The organism is Dermacoccus sp. Tok2021 (genome assembly GCF_019895135.1).
Taxonomy (GTDB): Bacteria; Actinomycetota; Actinomycetes; order Actinomycetales; family Dermatophilaceae; genus Dermacoccus; species Dermacoccus abyssi.
Map to the genome: position 1 here is coordinate 1 of NZ_JAGTHU010000027.1, position 15,222 is coordinate 15,222.

General features: G+C 66.9%; 13 protein-coding genes. 6 read left to right on the forward strand and 7 right to left on the reverse strand.

Going from position 1 to position 15,222, the window contains the following annotated elements; all coding sequences use genetic code 11:
• The first annotated feature begins 289 nt into the window (after positions 1 to 289).
• The 5 genes from K9D12_RS13155 (at position 290) to K9D12_RS13175 (ending at position 8,036) form a co-directional block, all read left to right on the forward strand.
• Positions 290 to 712, forward strand: a complete 423-nt coding sequence (locus K9D12_RS13155) for a TraR/DksA family transcriptional regulator (protein WP_223060447.1) — start codon at positions 290 to 292, stop codon at positions 710 to 712.
• Positions 685 to 1,284, forward strand: a complete 600-nt coding sequence (gene lspA, locus K9D12_RS13160) for a signal peptidase II (RefSeq protein WP_197078978.1) — start codon at positions 685 to 687, stop codon at positions 1,282 to 1,284. Before K9D12_RS13155 ends, lspA begins: the two co-directional genes overlap by 28 nt.
• Positions 1,281 to 2,210, forward strand: a complete 930-nt coding sequence (locus K9D12_RS13165; RefSeq protein ID WP_047311447.1) for an RluA family pseudouridine synthase — start codon at positions 1,281 to 1,283, stop codon at positions 2,208 to 2,210. Before lspA ends, K9D12_RS13165 begins: the two co-directional genes overlap by 4 nt.
• A gap of 127 nt (positions 2,211 to 2,337) precedes the next feature.
• Positions 2,338 to 5,886, forward strand: a complete 3,549-nt coding sequence (dnaE, locus tag K9D12_RS13170) for a DNA polymerase III subunit alpha (RefSeq protein WP_047311448.1) — start codon at positions 2,338 to 2,340, stop codon at positions 5,884 to 5,886.
• Between the two features lie 23 nt (positions 5,887 to 5,909).
• Entirely contained in the window at positions 5,910 to 8,036 is a 2,127-nt protein-coding gene (locus K9D12_RS13175; RefSeq protein ID WP_223060448.1) for a S9 family peptidase, read from the forward strand.
• Positions 8,037 to 8,045: 9 nt separating this feature from the next.
• On the opposite strand, the gene K9D12_RS13180 is transcribed toward K9D12_RS13175, so the two are convergent.
• The 4 genes from K9D12_RS13180 to glnA form a co-directional block, all read right to left on the reverse strand.
• On the reverse strand, positions 8,046 to 8,849 hold the full coding sequence (locus tag K9D12_RS13180; RefSeq protein ID WP_047311450.1) for an alpha/beta hydrolase: 804 nt from the start codon (positions 8,847 to 8,849) through the stop codon (positions 8,046 to 8,048).
• Positions 8,846 to 9,319 (reverse strand): SRPBCC family protein, encoded by a 474-nt coding sequence (locus K9D12_RS13185; protein WP_223060449.1) that lies wholly within the window; start codon positions 9,317 to 9,319, stop codon positions 8,846 to 8,848. The genes K9D12_RS13180 and K9D12_RS13185 overlap by 4 nt, the downstream gene beginning before the upstream one ends.
• Positions 9,320 to 9,363: 44 nt before the next feature.
• Complete coding sequence (locus K9D12_RS13190) at positions 9,364 to 10,212, reverse strand: alpha/beta fold hydrolase (RefSeq protein ID WP_223060450.1); 849 nt, start codon at positions 10,210 to 10,212, stop codon at positions 9,364 to 9,366.
• A gap of 240 nt (positions 10,213 to 10,452) precedes the next feature.
• Entirely contained in the window at positions 10,453 to 11,877 is a 1,425-nt protein-coding gene (glnA, locus tag K9D12_RS13195) for a type I glutamate--ammonia ligase (RefSeq protein ID WP_047311452.1), read from the reverse strand.
• A 251-nt stretch (positions 11,878 to 12,128) separates the two neighbouring features.
• On the opposite strand from glnA, the gene K9D12_RS13200 reads away from it, so the two are divergent.
• Complete coding sequence (locus K9D12_RS13200) at positions 12,129 to 12,545, forward strand: RDD family protein (RefSeq protein WP_187035400.1); 417 nt, start codon at positions 12,129 to 12,131, stop codon at positions 12,543 to 12,545.
• A gap of 77 nt (positions 12,546 to 12,622) precedes the next feature.
• Here the strand turns inward: K9D12_RS13200 and K9D12_RS13205 are convergent, their stop codons facing one another.
• The 3 genes from K9D12_RS13205 to lipB all read right to left on the reverse strand — a co-directional run bounded on the left by K9D12_RS13205 (position 12,623) and on the right by lipB (position 15,160).
• A complete protein-coding gene (locus tag K9D12_RS13205) occupies positions 12,623 to 13,399 on the reverse strand; it encodes a DUF4191 domain-containing protein (protein ID WP_223060451.1) in 777 nt (258 codons plus the stop codon).
• Between the two features lie 5 nt (positions 13,400 to 13,404).
• Positions 13,405 to 14,430 (reverse strand): lipoyl synthase, encoded by a 1,026-nt coding sequence (gene lipA, locus K9D12_RS13210; protein WP_223060452.1) that lies wholly within the window; start codon positions 14,428 to 14,430, stop codon positions 13,405 to 13,407.
• An 88-nt stretch (positions 14,431 to 14,518) separates the two neighbouring features.
• Complete coding sequence (lipB, locus tag K9D12_RS13215; RefSeq protein ID WP_047311456.1) at positions 14,519 to 15,160, reverse strand: lipoyl(octanoyl) transferase LipB; 642 nt, start codon at positions 15,158 to 15,160, stop codon at positions 14,519 to 14,521.
• Between the last annotated feature and the right edge of the window lie 62 nt (positions 15,161 to 15,222).

Below are 15,222 nucleotides of genomic sequence, written 5' to 3' on the forward strand. Positions count from 1 at the left end.
GGGGGGGGGGGGGGGGGGGGGGGCCGCCCCCCCCCCCCCCGCCCCGGCCGGGGGGGGCGCCCGCCCCCCCCCCCCCCCCGGGGGCGGGGCCCCTCGTCCTGTTCGGCGCGCGGGTAGCGACGGGCGTGACGGCCTGTTGCCCACGCGGGGGTGGATTACTTGTCGGTTAGGCGAATTCGTCGGCGGATCACGCACGACGCCTCAACTTGTGCCCTATCCTCTGACCTTAATCAGGCTCGCTCGGAGCATCGTGCGCCGGGCGAGCCACCACCAAGGGGAAGAGAAGACGATGGCAACCAAGGACGCTGCGGCTTCGGCGCAGGATCTGGCCGTGAAGGCCGAGGAAGAGCCCTGGACCGACGCTGAGCTGGCCGAGGTGCGCGAGGAACTCGAGGCTGAGGTCGCGCGCGTGCGAGCCGAACTCGAGAGCCTGGCCAGCGACCTCGAGGGGCTGCTGCGCAACCCGGGTGACGGCGCCGGCGATGACGAGGCCGACGTGGGTAACGCGAACTTCGAGCGCGACCACGAGATCTCGCTGGCCCGCAAGTCCGCCGAGGTGCTCGAACAGAACGAGAAGGCCCTGGCCCGAATCGACGACGGCACCTACGGCGTGTGCGAATCGTGCGGCGGCGCGATCGGCAAACTTCGACTTCAAGCCTTCCCGCGTGCGACCCTATGCCTGTCATGCAAGCAGAAGCAGGAGCGTCGCTGAGTTCCGCGACCACACCCGACCACCCTCGAACGCCCCGCGGGGCGTCGACGAGGCACCTCGCCGTCCTCGGCCTGGCGGCAGCCACGGCCTACGGCATCGACCAGGCGACGAAGGCGTGGGCGCTCGACGCCCTGGCCGACGGGCACCCGCGTGAAGTGATCGGGTCGTTCCTGCGATTCCAGCTCACGCACAACCCGGGGGCTGCCTTCAGCCTCGGCACGAACTCGACGATCTTCATCACCGCGATCGCGGTAGCCGTCGTCATCGCGGTGCTCGTCACGGCGCGCAAGCTGCGCAGCACGGGCTGGGCTCTCGCGTTCGGTCTCATCGTCGGGGGAGCGGTGGGCAACCTCACCGACCGCTTCTTCCGTCCGCCGGGCGGGGGCAAGGGGTACGTCGTCGACTTCCTCCAGCTGCCGAACTGGCCGATCTTCAACGTGGCCGACATCGCGATCTCCACGGCTGCGGCCCTCGTCGTCGTGCTGACGTTCCGCGGCGTCGGCCTGGACGGCATCCGTGACCGTGATCGAGAGAGCGAAACCGAGAACGACGGGAACGAGGACGCAGCATGAGCGAGGTCAAGGCACTTCCGGTCCCCGAGGGTCTCGAGGGTGAACGCGTCGATGCGGCCATCGCCCGGCTGCTCGGGTTCTCGCGGACTCGGGCGGCGGAGCTGGCTGCCGAGGGCGCCGTGAGCGTCGACGGCAAGGTCGTCGCCAAGTCCGAGCGTGTGAGCGCCGGCTCCTGGCTCGAGGTGACGATGCCCGAGCGCACCGGCCCTCGCGAGGCCAAGCCCCGCGTCGAGGCGATCCCCGGTATGCGCATCGTCCACGACGACTCTGAGATCGTCGTCGTCGACAAGCCTGCGGGCGTCGCAGCCCACCCGAGCGTCGGCTGGGACGGACCCGACGTCGTGGGCGGTCTCGCCGCCGCCGGTTACCGCATCTCGACGTCCGGTGCGCCCGAGCGTCAGGGCATCGTCCAGCGCCTCGACGTGGGCACGAGCGGCCTCATGGTCGTGGCCAAGAGTGAGCGGGCCTACACGCTGCTCAAGCAGGCGTTCCGCGACCGCACGGTCGACAAGACCTACCACACCCTCGTTCAGGGGCTGCCGGACCCGATCGAGGGCACGATCAGCGCGCCGATCGGGCGTCACCCCGGCCACGACTACAAGTTTGCCGTGATGAACTCCGGCCGAGCTTCGGTCACCCACTACGAGCTTCTCGAGGCCTTCCGCTCGGCGTCGCTGCTCGAGGTTCACCTCGAGACGGGGCGCACGCACCAGATTCGAGTGCACTTCTCCGCGATGCACCACCCGTGCGTCGGCGACCCGCTGTACGGCAGCGACCCCAAGCTCGCCAAGACCCTGCGTCTGGACCGCCAGTGGCTGCACGCCGTCGAGCTCGGTTTCGAGCACCCAGGCAGCGGTGAGCACGTGACGTTCACCTCGCCGTACCCCGAGGATCTGGCGCGCGCGCTCGACCTCATCAGGGGCTGAACAACACACTTGCCCGTGTTCGCAGGGGTCGTCACGAGGGTCGTGCGCTCGTGGTCGATCCGCCGTGAGCGAACGCGGCGCTCAGCGCACAGGTGGTTGTCGGTGGCCGGTCGTAGACTCGTCCCCGATGTCCAGTCAGTCGCGCAGCTTCGTCCACCTGCACAACCACACCGAGTACTCGATGCTCGACGGTGCAGCCCGTATCGATGACATGTTCGCCCGTGCCCAGGAATTCGGCATGCCGGCGATCGCCACCACCGACCACGGGTACCTCTTCGGTGCCTACGAGTTCTGGTCGAAGTCGCGCAAGTACGACGTGAAGCCCATCATCGGGCTCGAGGCCTACCTCACGCCGGGCACGCACCGCACCGACCGCACGCGTACGACGTGGGGCGAGCGCGGCCAGGAGGCCGACGACGTCTCGAATCGCGGTCTCTACACGCACATGACGTTGCTGGCGAAGAACAACGACGGCATGCACAACCTGTTCCGCATGGGTTCGCAGGCCTCACTCGATCAGGTCTACTCGAAGTACCCGCGCCTCGACCGTGAGTTGCTGCAGCAGTACGGCAAGGGTCTCATCGGCACGACGGGCTGCCCCTCGGGCGAGATCCAGACCCGCCTGCGCCTCGGGCAGTACGACAAGGCCGTCGAGGCGGCCGCCGAGTTCCGTGACATCTTCGGCGAGGGCAACTTCTACTGCGAGCTCATGGAGCACGACCTCGACGTCGACATCGAACGTCGGGTGCGCAGCGACCTGCTCAAGCTGGCGAAGGACCTGGGCCTGCCGCTGCTCGCGACGAACGACCTGCACTACACGAACAAGGAGGACGCGGTTCACCACGATGCGCTGCTGTGCATCAACTCCGGTTCGCGTCTGACCGACCCCAACCGCTTCAAGTTCGGTTCGCACGAGTTCTACCTCAAGTCGGCCGACGAGATGCGTCACCTCTTCCGCGACCACCCGGACGCGTGCGACAACACGCTGCTCATCGCCGAGCAGTGCGAGGTCTCCTTCACCGAGGGCGAAGGCCGCTACATGCCGCGCTTCCCGTGCCCCGAGGGGGAGGACGAGACGTCGTGGTTCATCAAGGAGGTCGAGAGCGGCCTCAAGCGGCGCTTCCCCGAAGGGGTGCCGGACTACGCGATCAAGCAGGCTCGCTACGAGCAGGACGTCATCGTCGGCAAGGGCTACCCGGGCTACTTCCTCGTCGTCGCCGACTTCATCAACTGGGCGAAGGACAACGGCATCCGCGTGGGGCCGGGGCGTGGTTCGGGTGCAGGTTCGATGTGCGCCTACGCCATGGGCATCACCGACCTCGACCCGATCCCGCACGGTCTGATCTTCGAGCGCTTCCTCAACCCCGAGCGAAAGTCGATGCCCGACTTCGACGTCGACTTCGACGAGCGCCGGCGCTCCGAGGTGATCCGTTACGTCGTCGATAAGTACGGAGACGACCGCGTCTCGTACATCGTCACGTACGGCACGATCAAGGCGAAGCAGGCCGTCAAGGACGCCTCGCGCGTCATGGACTTCCCGTTCACCGTCGGTGAGCAGATGACGAAGGCGATGCCCGCCGACGTCATGGGTAAGGGCGTGCCGCTCGCGAAGATGTACGACACCGAGCACGCGCGCTACGCCGAGGGCGGCGAGTTCCGCGCGCTCATCGAGTCCGACCCGATGTTCAAGAACATCTTCGACGCCGGTGTCGGCCTCGAAGGGCTGAAGCGTCAGTGGGGCGTGCACGCGGCCGGCGTCATCATGTCGAGCGAGCCGCTCATGGACGTCATCCCGATCATGCGGCGCCTCCAGGACGGGGCCGTCATCACGCAGTTCGACTACCCGAGCTGCGAGACGCTCGGCCTGGTCAAGATGGACTTCCTCGGTCTGCGAAACCTCACGATCCTCGACGACGCCCTGAAGAACATCCAGGCCAACCGCGACGAGGAGGTCGACCTCGACGCGCTGAGCAAGGACATGACGGACGCGCGCACGTACGACCTGTTGGCGCGGGGTGACACGCTCGGTGTCTTCCAGCTCGACGGCGGCGGCATGCGCCAGCTGCTGCGTCTCATGCAGCCGGACAACTTCGAAGACATCTCCGCTGCTCTCGCGCTCTATCGTCCGGGCCCGATGGGCGCCAATGCCCACACCAACTTCGCGCTGCGCAAGAACGGGCGCCAGCCGATCGACTACATCCACCCCGAGCTGACGGACGCCCTCGAGCCGATCCTCAACATGACCTACGGCCTGATCATCTATCAGGAGCAGGTCATGGAGATCGCCCAGAAGCTGGCCGGTTACACCCTCGGCAACGCCGACCTGCTGCGTCGAGCCATGGGTAAGAAGAAGAAGGAAGTGCTCGACGCCGAGTACGTCAACTTCGAGAAGGGCATGCTCGACAACGGCTTCTCCGTGGAGTCGGTGCAGACGCTGTGGAGCATCCTCCTGCCGTTCTCCGACTACGCGTTCAACAAGGCGCACACGGCCGCCTACGGGCTCGTGTCGTACTGGACCGGCTACCTCAAGGCCAACTACCCGGCCGAGTACATGGCCGCGCTCCTGACGAGCGTGCGCGACGACAAGGACAAGTCGGCGCTGTACCTCAACGAGTGCCGACACATGGGCATCAAGGTGCTGCCGCCCGACGTCAACGAGTCGATCGGTAACTTCGCCGCTGTGGGTGAGGACATCCGCTTCGGTCTCGAGGCGATCCGTAACGTCGGCTCGAACGTCGTCTCCGCCATCGTCGCGACACGTGAGGAGAAGGGACGCTTCACCTCCTTCGAGGACTTCTTGCGCAAGTGCCCGGCGACGGTCCTCAACAAGCGCACCGTCGAGTCGCTCGTCAAGGCCGGCGCCTTCGACGACCTCGGCCACCCGCGTCAGGGCCTCGTGCAGATTCACGAGTCGTACGTCGACGCCCTCATCGAGGAGAAGCGCAAGGAGGAACACGGCCAGGATTCGCTGTTCGCCGGCTTCGGTGACGACGCGCCGGGCATCGAGTTCGCGGCCCTGCCGCAGATCCCGCCGATCGAGTGGGACAAGCAGACGAAGCTCGCGTTCGAGCGCGAGATGCTCGGCCTGTACGTCTCCGACCACCCGTTGTTCGGCATCGAGGCTGCGCTGTCGCAGTTCTCGGACACGTCCGTCGCAAAGCTCCTCGGTGAGGACTCGCTGCCCGACGGGGCCATGGTGACGATTGCCGGTCTCATCACGGGTCTGCAGGTCAAGCGCACGAAGAAGGGCGACCTGTGGGCCATCGCCACGGTCGAGGACATGGACGGAGCCATCGAGTGCCTGTTCTTCCCCTCGACCTATGCCACGGTCTCCACGATGCTCAGTCAGGACGTCGTGTGCGCCGTCAAGGGCCGCGTCAACCGTCGTGACGAGTCGGTCGCGCTCAACGCGATGGAACTCACGCTGCCGGAGCTCACGGACGGCCCACGCGGCCCGGTGACCCTCCACTTGCCCTATGCCCGCGCCACGCAGGGCCTCGCCGAGCGGCTCAAGGAGGTACTCGGCGAGCACCCCGGCATCACAGAGGTGCACCTGCGCCTCACCCGGCCCGGTCGCACGCTCACGGTCAAGCTCGACGACAGTCTGCGCGTCAACGCGACCCCGGCCCTGTTCGGCGACCTCAAGGCGCTGCTGGGCCCCGCCTGCCTCGGCTGAGCCGACGACGAAGAGAAGGAAACATGACGACGAACGGCCCCAGCGCACCCCAGGCGAAGCGGGTGCCGCACGAGCGCATCCACCACGGCGACGTCTTCGTCGACGACTACGAGTGGTTGCGCGACAAGTCCGACCCCGAGGTCATCGCGCACCTCAACGCGGAGAACGGCTACACCGACGCCGTCCTCGCGCCGCAGCAGGAGTTGCGCGACCGGATCTTCGCCGAGATCAAGGGGCGTACCAAGGAGACGGATCTGTCGATCCCGGTGCGTGACAAGGACTGGTGGTACTACGCCCGCACGGTGGAGGGCCAGCAGTACGGCATCAGTTGCCGAGCACCGTACCGCGAAGGCGACAGCCGTCCTGTGCCGACGCCCGAGGCATCGCTTCCGGGGGAGCAGGTGCTCCTCGACGGCAACGTCGAGGCCGAGGGCAAGGACTTCTACTCGGTCGGTGGGCTGGCTCTCAGCCCCGACCAGAACCGTCTCGCGGCGCTCATGGACTTCGAGGGCGACGAGCGCTACAAGATCAGCGTGCGCACGATCTCCACGGGTGAGGTTCTCGAGGAGAGCGTCACCGGGGTCGGCTACGGCCTCGTCTGGGCGGCCGACGGTGAGTCGTACTACTACACGCGCGTCGACGAGGCGTGGCGGCCCTTCCAGGTGTGGCACCACGTCGTCGGTGAGGACCCGAGCGCGGACACGCTCCTGTTCACCGAGGAGGACGCCTCGTACTGGCTCGGCATCGGGGGAACGCACGACGACCGGTGGCTCGTCCTGTCGCTCGGTTCGAAGGACACCGCGGAATTCCACCTGCTCGACCTGCAGGACGTCGAGGCAGGTCTGCGCGTCGTTCAGCCGCGCACTCCGGGGCTCGACTACGACATCGAGATCGACGGTCAGCGCCTCTACATCGTGCACAATCGCGACCGCGTCGACTACGACGTCTCCTGGGCGCCCCTCGCGACGCCGGGAATCGAGCACTGGCAGCTGCTCCTCGAAGGAGGAGAGGGCGAGCGCCTCATGGGCGTCTCCGCGTTCCGCGACTTCGTGCTCGTCGGGCTGCGTTCCGGTGGCCTCGCCACGGTCAAGCTGCTGCCCAAGGAGGGCGACGGTTTCGGCGTCCTACGTGACCTGCCGTTCTCCGGCGAGCTGATGTCCGTGGGCGTCGGCGCCAACCCCACCTACGAGGCGACGACGCTCATGGTGGCCACCGAGTCGTTCGTCGAGCCGCGCTCGGTCTACGACTGGGACACGACGACCGACGAGGTCACGCTGCTCAAGCGCCGTGAGGTGCTCGGTGGCCACGAGCCGTCCGACTATCAGCAGCACCGTCTGTGGGCCACGGCCCCGGACGGGGCGCAGGTGCCGATCTCGCTCGTGGCGCACAAGGACGTCGCGGCCGACGGCACCAACCCTGTACTCCTCTACGGCTACGGCTCCTACGAGTCGTCGATCGATCCGTACTTCTCGGTGCTACGTCTCAGCCTCCTGCAGCGTGGTGTCGTCTTCGCCATCGCCCACGTGCGTGGCGGTGGTGAGATGGGCCGTTCCTGGTACCTCGACGGCCGGTTGGAGCACAAGAAGAACACGTTCGATGACTTCGTCGCGTGTGGGCGTCACCTCGTCGACACGGGTTGGGCTTCGCCGGATCGCCTCGCTGCAGAGGGGGGTTCCGCCGGTGGTCTGCTCATCGGCGCGGTGATCAACGAGGCGCCGGATCTGTTCTGCGCGGTCGTCACGCAGGTGCCGTTCGTCGATGCCCTGACGACGACGCTCGATCCGTCGATGCCGTTGACGCAGGGGGAGTGGGAGGAGTGGGGCAACCCGCTCGCCGACGCCGAGGTGTACGCGTACATGAAGTCCTACGCGCCGTACGAGAACGTGCGTGCCGAGCGCTACCCGGCCGTGCTCGCCACGACGAGCCTCAACGACACGCGCGTGTTCTTCGTCGAACCGGCCAAGTGGGTGCAGCAGCTGCGTCGCACCGTGACGAGTGACCAGAGCGAGCGTCCGATCCTGCTCAAGACGGAGATGGTGGCCGGCCACGGCGGTGTGAGCGGCCGGTACGAGTCGTGGAAGGAAGCCGCGTTCGAAACGGCCTACCTGCTCGATCGCCTCGGCGCGACGCAGATCGTGTACGGCGGCTGACGCGGGGCGTCAGCTCGCCGGAAGGCGGAAGAACACGCGGGCTTCGTCCGCGATGCGCTCGACGAGGTGGCTCTCGCTCACGAGACCGTGACCCACGGCCTCGAACTCGAGGAGCCGGGACGGCACGCGGGCTCGCGTGCAGGCGGCGTGCAAGGTTCTGGCTTCGGGAGCGAGGCTGTCGTCCGTGCCGACCGCGACGAGGGTGCGTGGCAACCGACGAGCGTCCTGGTCGAGGCGAAGCCCGGCGTGTTCGTCGCCCAGCCATTGGGCGAACGCGTGGCTCATGAGGCCGGAGTCGGGTCCGGCCGGCGCGTTCGGAGCGAGCGAGCCGAGCGTGAGGTCGAGGTTGGGGTTGGTGAGCAGCAGACCGTCGACGCACTCGGGCCATTCCTCACCGGCCCGCGCTGTGGCGACAGCGAGTGCGCCACCGGCCGAATCGCCCGCCAGAACGCTCACACCGGTGTTCTCTTCCCTCATTACCGCCTGCACGGCCGCGATGGCGTGAGCAAACGTGTTCTCGGGGGCGAGGGGGTAATCGATGGCGATGACCCCGTGGGCCAACCGCATCGCGAGCAGGCGGCAGTACCCGTCCTGGAGCTCGACGTCCCCGAAGAGGCCGTAGCCGCCGTGGAGGAAGAAGAACGTCGTCGCGGAGGCGTGGATGGTACTGGGCAGGTAGCGACGAACCCGGACGCCGGCGACCGAGTCGTCCGCGATCTGCCCGTCGAAGGCTTGCCCCACCCGTTGTGCGGCCCGCGCCCGCGCTCGGCGACGCAGTTCGCCGATGTCGTACAGGCGCGCACCGTCGTTCATGCGCTCGGACCGGCCTTCGACGTTTCGACACTCGCCTTGATGCGCTTGAGCGTGGCGTTCATTCCGGCGGCGAGGTTGGCCTCGAAGTCGGCTTCGCCACCGAGCACCTTGTCGATGAGGACGCGCGAGATCTGGGTGGTGCCGCGAGTGGGAACGTCACGTCGCTCGACGAGGCGGGTGCGCTCACCCTCGGGAACGAGCGTGAAGCTCCACTCCGTGTTGTTGTCGAGCACGCGGAAGGCGACACGCTGCTGGTGGCTGAAGTCGGTGACCTTGGACCGAGTGGGCCACCACAGCTTGCCGTCACGGTTGACGTTGAGCATGAAGGTACCCTGACGAATCGGTCCGCGCGCGATGACCTTGCGGCACTGGGGCGACCACTGCGGCATCCGGCGTAGGTCGCTGACGACCTCCCAGACACACTCCACAGGAGCATCGATGATCACATCGGATTCAAGATTCTCAGCCATGAGGCCACCGTAGCGCGACGCCAAGAACGCTCGCCTCGGATCGGTTACCGCGGGCTAGTAGGAGTTCCTTCGGCTCGGCGCAAGATGACGTCGGCAACCGCTGCCGGGCACTGGCTCGGGAGCCAGTGATTCGCCCCTTCGAGGACGACGAGCTCGTACGGTGCCTCGACGTGGTTGCCGCAGGCTCGAACGCCCGCCTCGTCGATGAAATCGTCGCCGGTGCTCCACACCATCGTCGTGGGAACCCGGACCGCTGGGCAGCTCTGACTGGAGAAAGGCAATCCGCGGTACCACCCGAGACCTCCGGGCAACGCGCCGTCATCGACGATCTCGGTGCGGAAGCGGGCAACCTCGTCGGGCGTCATGCCACCCGCGCGCATCGCCCGGTCCATGACGCCTCCCGCCCGACGTGCGAGGAGCTCGGGGACCTTCGGGAGCTGGAAGGCTCCCATGTACCAGGAGCGCGCGAGCTGACGCCCGCGCATGGCGCGCAGGAACGCTTCGGGGTGGGGGACGGAGATCGCCGTGAGGGTGCGGATCCTGTCGGGATGGTGCGCGGTCACCGTCCAGGCCACCGCGGAGCCCCAGTCGTGACCGACGAGGTGGACGGGTGCGTCGAGCGTGTCGATGAGCGCCACGACATCCTGGGCGAGCCGCGGCATCGCGTAGTCACGACGCCGCCGCGGGCGAGCGCCGGGGGAGTAGCCACGCTGATCCGGAGCAATCGTCCGATAGCCGGCCTCGTTGAGGCGCGCCGTCACTCCTCGCCACGACGACGCCCGCTCGGGAAATCCGTGAAGCAGCACGACGATCTCGCCGTCCAGCGGCCCCTCGTCGACGATGTCGAACGCCAGAGCGTGGTTACGGAAACTCGTCACCCGAGAAGAAGACATGGAGCCCAGAGTGGCACGGCTCCGAGGCGTCTTGGGCGGGTTCTGTAGACGTTGCGCGGCGTATGTGACGCCGAACGTCTACGGAATGATGAGCCGCCTGCGGCCCGGCAGGGTGTGTCTCCGACGATGGCCATGTTTTTTTGACGACATCTGACCCCGCTCGACTACGGCCGGAGGCCCCGGCGCGGCGCTCGCATTCGCTCGCACCGCATCGGGGCCTCCAACCTTCGTCTCCCAGGATCAGATGTCGTAGTACATCTCGAACTCGTGCGGGTGCGGACGGAACCGGATCGGGTCGACCTCGTTGAGGCGCTTGTACTCGATCCACGTCTGGATGAGGTCCTCCGTGAACACGTCGCCCTCGAGCAGGTACTCGTGGTCGGCCTCGAGCGCGTCGAGAACGGCCGGCAGCGACGCCGGAACCTGCTCGATGGCGTCGTGCTCCTCGGGCGGAAGCTCGTAGAGGTCCTTGTCCACCGGCTCCGGCGGCTCGATGCGGTTCTTGATGCCGTCCAGACCAGCCATGAGCTGCGCCGCAAAGCACAGGTACGGGTTCGCCGACGGGTCCGGCACGCGGAACTCGACACGCTTCGCCTTCGGCGACGTACCCGTGATCGGGATACGCACACACGCCGAACGGTTACGCGCGGAGTACACGAGGTTCACGGGAGCCTCGTAACCCGGCACGAGGCGGTGGTAGGAGTTCATCGACGGGTTCGTGAACGCCAGCAGCGACGGAGCGTGCTTGAGCAGACCACCGATGTACCAGCGGGCGATGTCCGACAGGCCGCCGTAGCCGCGCTCGTCGTAGAACAGCGGCTCGCCGTCCTTCCACAGCGACTGGTGCGTGTGCATACCCGAACCGTTGTCACCAAACAGCGGCTTCGGCATGAACGTCGCCGACTTGCCGTTCGCGAACGCCGTGTTCTTGATGACGTACTTGAACTTCATGACGTCGTCGCCCGACTGCAGAAGCTCGTTGAACTTGTAGTTGATCTCCATCTGGCCGGCGGTGCCGACCTCGTGGTGGCTGCGCTCGACCTCGAGGCCCACCTCGGCCAGACGCAGGCACATCTCGTCACGCAGGTCGGCGTAGTGGTCGACCGGGGGAACGGGGAAGTAGCCCCCCTTGTAACGGGTCTTGTACCCGAGGTTGCCACCCTCCTCCTCGCGGCCCGTGTTCCAGGCGGCCTCGATGGAGTCGATGTAGTAGTAGCTGGCGTTCTGCTTCGTCTCGAAACGGATGTCGTCGAAGACGTAGAACTCCGCCTCCGCGCCGAAGAACGCCGTGTCGGCGATGCCCGTCGACTTGAGGTAGGCCTCGGCCTTGGCCGCGATGTTGCGCGGGTCGCGCGAGTACTGCTCGCCCGTGAACGGATCCACGATCGAGAAGTTGATGATGAGCGTCTTTTCCTTGCGGTACGGGTCGACGAACGCCGTCTTGAGGTCCGGCACGAGCTTCATGTCCGACTCGTGGATCGCCTGGAAACCGCGGATGGACGAGCCGTCGAACATCTGGCCCTCTTCGATCGCGTCGGCGTCGAAGCTCTCGGCCGGGATGTTGAAGTGCTGCATGACCCCGGGGAGGTCGCAGAATCGGATGTCGATGAACTTGACATCCTCATCCTTGATGAATTTCAAGGCCTCGTCAGCGGTCTGGAACATTGATCCTCCTGATCGGATGGGCGAGACCGGTCGGCGTCGCACCGCGTGTTCACCACGACAGTAGTCGGGGGGAGTTTCCCTCTCGTGGCTTCAATGTTTCAGCGGTGTTACACACGTGCCGATCTGTCGAAGTGTCCGGGACGCGTCCCGGACGCACGGATTAAACCTATCGGTAGGCACGGCCCTAGGGTTGGAGCAACACAGATCGTGCCTCACAGTGCGAGACGATCAGGTCCGGAAAAGGAGAGACGATGACGAGCCCCGAGGCCCACACCGACCCCGCCGCAGGGCGCCCCGTCGAGGGGCCGGGTTCACTGGGACGCTTCCTTCCCCGCATCGGCGCACTGCTCATCGACTGGTTCCTGTGCTCCCTGATCGCGGCGGCATTCCTCGACTACCGCTGGGGCGGCTCCGGCGCCGAGGGGTTCAAGCCGCTCCTCGTCTTCGCGATCGAGAACTTTTTGCTCGTGAGCACCATCGGCATGACGATCGGTCACCGCATCTTCGGGCTCGTCGTCCAGCGTCCGGATGCAACGCCTCCCGGTCTGGTCTCCGGCGCCGTGCGCACCGTCCTGCTGTGCCTCGTCGTACCTGCCGTCGTCACCGACGGCTACGGACGAGGACTGCACGACAAGATCGCGGGAACGCTCATCCTGCGCACTCGCTGACGCGTCGCCGCCTGCTGAACGACGAAGGCTCCTTCCCCAAGCGGGGAAGGAGCCTTCGTCGCGTTCGAATCGAGCGGTCAGCGTCCGCGCATGGCCGCACGGTTGACGCGCGCCTTGTTCGGGTCGACGCCGGCGGGCACCCCCGGCTTGAGTCCGCCGAGGGCGCGCAGGCGCTTCGTCACCTGGCCGGACTCGTCGTCGGTGAGCACCTTGGGGAGCTTCTGCATGTCCTTCGTCAGACGCTCGACGGGGACGGCCTCGTCGTCCGTGCCGACGCGGATCGTGTGCACCGGAACCTCGGGACCGAGCACGCGGCTCGTGCGCTTGCTCTCCTGGGCGAGGAGGCGGGTTGCGCCGCCCTTGGGTCCCTCGGCCACGAGCACGACGCCCGGCTTGCCGACGGCGCGGTACACCATCGCGGCGCTGGAGAGATCCTTGACCTGACGGCTGCGACCCATGTCGGCGCCGACCGGCTCCTGCTCGACGAACCAACCGCGACGAAGCGATGACATCGCCGCCGCGCTCGCACCCGGCTGACCCGAGATCGACTTGTAGATCGCGGTGTTCGCACGGCGCGCCAGCACCACCATCGCTACGAGCAGGCCGAACAGCAGCCCGAGGATGCCGAAGTAGATCGGGTGGCCGAAACCGAAACCGATCGCGAGGAACAAGAGGAAGACGAGGGCGAAAGCCCCCACCATCCACGGGATCAGCGCCGGGTCGTTCGCGCGCGTCGTCTCGAAGACCTGCTTGAACTGCGACGAGCGACCGGGAGCCTTGCTCGCCCCCGCCTCACCGCGACCGCGCCGGAAGCGTGACTTCTTGGGCTCGTTCGAGCCGGAGGATGTTGCCATGCCGATCAGGATACGTCGGAGCGCGTGCGCTCGACCAACGACGCCGCCTCCTGGCGGGCCGGGGACGATGCCGCTGCGGCGAGATGCTGGAGGTTCTCCGGCAGGGCCTGGCCGCGCTTGGCCATGACCTGTGCGTAGAGGCGTCCGGCACGGTAGGACGAACGCACAAGCGGGCCGGCCATGACGCCGGAGAAACCGATCTCCTCCGCGCGGTCACTCCAGTGGACGAACTCCTCGGGCTTGACCCACCGGTCGATCGGGTGGTGCAGCTTCGAAGGACGCAGGTACTGCGTGATCGTGATGATGTCGCAGCCGGCCTCGTGCAGATCCTGCAGGGCCTGGTCGATCTCGTGCTCCTCCTCACCCATGCCGAGGATGAGGTTCGACTTCGTCACGAGTTCCTGCTCGCGCGCCATCGTCAGCACCTTCAGCGACTTCTCGTAGGTGAAAGCCGGGCGGATGCGGCGGAAGATGCGCGGCACCGTCTCGAGGTTGTGTGCGAACACCTCGGGGCGTGCATCGAAGACCTTGCCGACCAGCTCCGGCACGGCGCCGAAGTCGGGAGGGAGGATCTCGACGCCCGTGTTGGGGTTGAGTTCGTGGATGAGACGCACGGTGTCGCCGTAGAGCTGCGCAGCGCCGTCCTTGAGGTCGTCGCGGGCCACACCGGTGACGGTGGCGTAGCGCAGGCCCATCTCGCGCACCGACTCCGCGACACGGCGCGGCTCGTCGAGGTCGAGGGGACCGGGCTTGCCGGTGGCGATGTCGCAGAAGTCGCAACGACGCGTGCAGGTGTCACCACCGATGAGGAACGTGGCCTCGCGGTCTTTCCAACACTCGAAGATGTTCGGACAGCCGGCTTCCTGGCACACGGTGTGCAGGCCCTCGCCCTTGACGAGCTTCTGGAGCGAGTTGTACTCCGGGCCCATCTTGGCGGTGGTACGGATCCAACTCGGCTTGCGTTCGATGGGGGTCTCGGCGTTGCGCGCCTCGACGCGCAACAGACGACGGCCTTCGGGCGCGACGGTCAAGACACTGACTCCTTGCGGTGGTTTGGCATGGCCTTTCCAGCACAACAGCCTACGCCCGCCGGAACTTCCCGAGCGACTTCGAGAGTCGTCATGAACGACGCCGGGGCGACAGAAGATCAGGCAGCCGCGCCTCGACGAGGGGAAGCACCTCACGCACGGGCACATCGCGGCCGAGTTCCTTGCTCAGGGTGGTCACGCCCGCGTCGGAGATCCCGCACGGGACGATGGTCTGCGTCCAGCCGAGATCGCAGTTCGCATTGAGGGAGAAACCGTGCATCGTGGCGCGCTTCGAGACGCGCACGCCGATGGCGCCGATCTTGCGGTCGGGACCCTTGTCGTCGGCGAGCACCCAGGTACCTGTGCGGCCCTCGACGGTGGTGGCCTCGACCCCGAGGTCAGCGCACACACCGATCATGAGCTGCTCGATGCGGCGCACGTGCGCCACGACGTCGATGGGGATGGGCAGCGCGAAGATCGGGTACCCGACGAGCTGACCCGGGCCGTGCCACGTGATCTTGCCGCCGCGGTCGACGTCGACGACGGGCGTGCCGTCGAAGGGACGCTCGTGAGCCTCGGTGCGCTTGCCGGCGGTGTAGACGGGGGTGTGTTCGAGCAGGAGAACCGTGTCCTCGCCACCCGCCACGACCTCGGCGTGAATCTCCCGTTGTTTGCTCCAACCGGCCTCGTAATCGACGAAATCAGGATCGAAGCCGAGGTGGATGACGCGCATGAGGGGAGCCTACGCCCGGGCTCATGTCGGGACGCTCGGAGGGGGCTGTGGATAACTTCTGC

What these genes read in the sequence shown, in the direction of transcription:
- K9D12_RS13155 (WP_223060447.1), top strand. Translation starts at nt 290, where the DNA reads ATGGCAACCAAGGACGCTGCGGCTTCGGCGCAGGATCTGGCCGTGAAG.
- lspA (WP_197078978.1), top strand. Translation starts at nt 685, where the DNA reads ATGCAAGCAGAAGCAGGAGCGTCGCTGAGTTCCGCGACCACACCCGAC.
- K9D12_RS13165 (WP_047311447.1), top strand. Translation starts at nt 1,281, where the DNA reads ATGAGCGAGGTCAAGGCACTTCCGGTCCCCGAGGGTCTCGAGGGTGAA.
- dnaE (WP_047311448.1), top strand. Translation starts at nt 2,338, where the DNA reads ATGTCCAGTCAGTCGCGCAGCTTCGTCCACCTGCACAACCACACCGAG.
- K9D12_RS13175 (WP_223060448.1), top strand. Translation starts at nt 5,910, where the DNA reads ATGACGACGAACGGCCCCAGCGCACCCCAGGCGAAGCGGGTGCCGCAC.
- K9D12_RS13180 (WP_047311450.1), bottom strand. Translation starts at nt 8,849, where the DNA reads ATGAACGACGGTGCGCGCCTGTACGACATCGGCGAACTGCGTCGCCGA.
- K9D12_RS13185 (WP_223060449.1), bottom strand. Translation starts at nt 9,319, where the DNA reads ATGGCTGAGAATCTTGAATCCGATGTGATCATCGATGCTCCTGTGGAG.
- K9D12_RS13190 (WP_223060450.1), bottom strand. Translation starts at nt 10,212, where the DNA reads ATGTCTTCTTCTCGGGTGACGAGTTTCCGTAACCACGCTCTGGCGTTC.
- glnA (WP_047311452.1), bottom strand. Translation starts at nt 11,877, where the DNA reads ATGTTCCAGACCGCTGACGAGGCCTTGAAATTCATCAAGGATGAGGAT.
- K9D12_RS13200 (WP_187035400.1), top strand. Translation starts at nt 12,129, where the DNA reads ATGACGAGCCCCGAGGCCCACACCGACCCCGCCGCAGGGCGCCCCGTC.
- K9D12_RS13205 (WP_223060451.1), bottom strand. Translation starts at nt 13,399, where the DNA reads ATGGCAACATCCTCCGGCTCGAACGAGCCCAAGAAGTCACGCTTCCGG.
- lipB (WP_047311456.1), bottom strand. Translation starts at nt 15,160, where the DNA reads ATGCGCGTCATCCACCTCGGCTTCGATCCTGATTTCGTCGATTACGAG.